Raw genomic sequence first — 434 nt, 5'->3', positions numbered from 1 at the left:
ATCGCGTGGGCCTTCCCGGTCGTCGCGGTGTTCGGGAGCGTCTTCACGTTCCTCTACTCCATCAAATTCGCCTCGCTGTTCTTCGGCGACGAACCCGATGGACGGGGACACGTCCACCGCCCGCCGGTGGCGATGCTCGTTCCGCCGGCCATTCTCGGCGCGCTCGTGCTCGCCTTCTCCGCCGACCCGAACCTCTTCATCGAGGGCTTGGTCGGACAGGTCTACGGGAGCGTCGTCCCCGGGGAAGCGCACTCCTTTTCGGTGCACTTCCCGACGAAACTGACGCCGTACGTCATCATGAGTATCATCACTATCGTCGTCGGTGCGGCGGCCTTCCCGTTCTACGACCGAATCCACGACGCTATCAATGCGGCCCTGCGCGGCCCGGTCCGCGCGAACTGGTGGTACGACAACTTCGTCGAAGGACTGACGAC

At 64.1% G+C, this 434-nt stretch carries 1 pseudogene; it reads left to right on the top strand.

The annotated features are described in order from the left end of the window. Nucleotides 1–434 (top strand): annotated as a pseudogene (locus DEQ92_RS22995) (Na+/H+ antiporter subunit A); the annotation flags it as partial.

Source organism: Haloferax sp. Atlit-6N, from assembly GCF_003383195.1.
GTDB lineage: Archaea > Halobacteriota > Halobacteria > Halobacteriales > Haloferacaceae > Haloferax > Haloferax gibbonsii.
This window is presented reverse-complemented; position numbering and strand designations above follow the sequence as displayed.